This window comes from Youngiibacter multivorans (assembly GCF_017873395.1).
GTDB lineage: Bacteria > Bacillota > Clostridia > Clostridiales > Clostridiaceae > Youngiibacter > Youngiibacter multivorans.
In genome coordinates this window covers 1-2,592 of record NZ_JAGGKC010000062.1, presented here as the reverse complement: position 1 = coordinate 2,592, position 2,592 = coordinate 1, and the positions used below count along the sequence as shown (strand labels likewise).

Below are 2,592 nucleotides of genomic sequence, written 5' to 3'. Positions count from 1 at the left end.
GTAAGCGGAAATTGTACAGCACATAGCAGCCAAACAAGTGTTTTGAGATAATCAAACCATCAATACGAGTGGAGTGATTATCATGCCGTCATCAAGAATGGAGTTACAGCAGTTCTGGAAAGCACAGGTTCAGGCATTCCGTGAGAGTGGACAAACAGTGAGCCTTTGGTGTGAGTCCAATGGAATCAACAAATCAAAGCTAAGGTACTGGATCAGGAAAGAAGATAGCGTTGTCGAAGGGTCTTCGGAAGACAATCAGGTTGATTGGATCTCTGCTGTGATTCCAGCATCACAAGGAAGAAGCTCTCTGAGGATTTCAATCGGCAATACAGTCATAGAAGCAAGTCCTGATGCAAGCAGAGAGCTGTTCGAAATTGCACTGAGGGTGCTTGCTGCAAAATGATTATCCGGAATTCCATAGGCAAGGTATATTTAGCGTGTGGGGCAACGGATTTCAGGAAGTCTATCAATGGATTGGCTCTCCTGGTACAGTACAGTTTTGATCTTGATCCTTTTTCAAACTGTCTGTTTGTTTTCTGCAACAGGAACAAGGATAAGCTTAAGATACTCCAATGGGAACATGATGGGTTCTGGCTTCACTACAAACGCCTGGAGAAAGGAAAGTTCAAGTGGCCGGACAATGCTGAAGGCAAAGCCATGGGAGTTACGGAACGAGAACTCGGATGGCTGCTTGACGGTCTTCCCATGAACCAGCCAAGGGCTAGAAAAGCTGTCGCTGAAAGAATAATGATATAGATGTGGTCGCTGAAAAAAGCATTGAAAAACAAGGGTTTTCAATGCTTTTTCTTGTGCGTTGGGTCAAGATATGGTATAATAGTGTTATGCAAAATATAGATTTAATACATTCAAAGACCACTGATATAACTGAATACAACGTTGATGATATTTTCAGCAAACTGGCGGAAGTCGAGGCAGAGAAATCAGAACTCGAGGAGAAGAACGAGAAACTCAGCATGGAGGTTGAGCAGCTGCAGGCTAAGGTCAAATGGTATGAGGAACAGATACGCCTTTCAGCTCACAAGAAGTTCGGGGCATCCAGCGAAATGACAGATGCGGACCAGATGTCCATCTTCAACGAAGCCGAGAAGGACGCCAACACATCGGTTCCGGATCCTTCCATAGAGACCATAATCTATGACAGGAAGAAGAAGGTAGGCAGAAACAATGAAATATACAAGGATCTCCCGGTCGAGACCATAGAGTACCGACTTGAGGGAGATGACTTGCTGTGCGGTAAATGCGGCAACGAGAGACATGTCATGAAGACCATTGTCAGGAAAGAGATCCAGGTAATACCTGTGCAGATAAAGGTCATTGAGCATGTCCAGAATGTCTACTCATGCAGAAACTGTGAAAAGAATTCATCGGATGCCGAAGCTACAGTGCCCATAGTCAAGGCTCCTATGCCAGCACCGGTGCTGCCTGGAAGCTTCGTGTCACCTTCCCTCATGGCTCATGTCATGATTAGGAAGTATTCTGAGGGAGTCCCTCTGTACAGGCAGGAGACCCAGTTCAGGAACACCGGGATAAACATCTCAAGGATCAACCTTGCGAACTGGATTATCCGTGGATCCTATGACTGGCTCAGTGTGCTGTACAAAAGGATGCATGAGATTCTCGTGAAGGAGGAGGTTCTCTTTGCGGACGAAACCACACTTCAGGTTTTGAAGGAGGTTGGCAAGTCTCCACAAAGCACTTCCTACATGTGGCTTTACCGAACAGGTGACAGAGGCAGGCAGATTATCCTGTATGACTATAAGCCTAACCGTCAGGCCAGGAATCCCAAGATATTCCTGGCGGGGTTCAAGGGCTATATTCATACTGACGGATACTCTGGTTACAACAGTGTTGATAACGCAGTGCTTGTAGGTTGTTGGTCTCATGCGCGTCGTAAATTTTACGATGCCACCATAGCGATAAGCGACACTTCCAGCATCCTGTTTACCCGCGCCCAAGAGGGCGTTGACCATTGTGACAAGCTCTTCAAGATAGAAGAGTCTATTAAGCATGCCTCCGATGAGGAACGTTATGATGAGCGAATGAAAAGAAGTAAGCCGCTGATGGATGAGTTCCACTTGTGGCTGCTAAACCAGAAAAAGCAGGCTCTTCCAAAGTCAATGCTTGGTCAGGCGGTAAACTACGCATTAAACCAATGGGACAAGCTAAAAAACGTACTTCTTGATGGAAGGCTTGAACTAAGCAACAATCTTTCGGAACGTTCCATAAAACCATTTGTCATCTCGAGAAAGAATTTTCTCTTCAGCAACTCTACTCGCGGAGCAACAGCTAGCGCAGTGGTGTTCAGCTTAATCGAGACAGCTAAGGGTAGCAACCTCAACCCATTCCCATACCTGACATATGTGCTGGGAAAGCTTCCAAATATTGATCTGGATAACCCGGCGGAGGTCGACTCACTTATGCCGTGGTCGACGGATCTTCCGGATAACTGCAGGCTACCAGTCAAAAATTAGTGAAAACCTCATCTTCGGATGGGGTTTTCATTTTTCTGGGCATATTCCATTTTCACAAACTTGAGGCATAGCCACCATGTGCACAACAATTTCCGCTTAC

At 45.9% G+C, this 2,592-nt stretch carries 3 protein-coding genes; all 3 read left to right on the top strand.

What is annotated here, in order from left to right:
* Positions 1-82: 82 nt before the first annotated feature.
* On the top strand, positions 83-403 hold the full coding sequence (gene tnpA / locus J2Z34_RS17440; RefSeq protein WP_209461148.1) for an IS66 family insertion sequence element accessory protein TnpA: 321 nt from the start codon (positions 83-85) through the stop codon (positions 401-403).
* On the top strand, positions 400-756 hold the full coding sequence (gene tnpB / locus J2Z34_RS17435; protein ID WP_209461147.1) for an IS66 family insertion sequence element accessory protein TnpB: 357 nt from the start codon (positions 400-402) through the stop codon (positions 754-756). The genes tnpA and tnpB overlap by 4 nt, the downstream gene beginning before the upstream one ends.
* A 218-nt stretch (positions 757-974) precedes the next feature.
* Entirely contained in the window at positions 975-2,492 is a 1,518-nt protein-coding gene (tnpC, locus tag J2Z34_RS17430) for an IS66 family transposase (RefSeq protein ID WP_245250917.1), read from the top strand.
* The last annotated feature ends 100 nt before the right edge of the window (positions 2,493-2,592 follow it).

Excerpts from the sequence above, each read along its gene's own strand:
- tnpB (WP_209461147.1), top strand. The coding sequence starts at position 400 with ATGATTATCCGGAATTCCATAGGCAAGGTATATTTAGCGTGTGGGGCA.
- tnpC (WP_245250917.1), top strand. The coding sequence starts at position 975 with ATGGAGGTTGAGCAGCTGCAGGCTAAGGTCAAATGGTATGAGGAACAG.
- tnpA (WP_209461148.1), top strand. The coding sequence starts at position 83 with ATGCCGTCATCAAGAATGGAGTTACAGCAGTTCTGGAAAGCACAGGTT.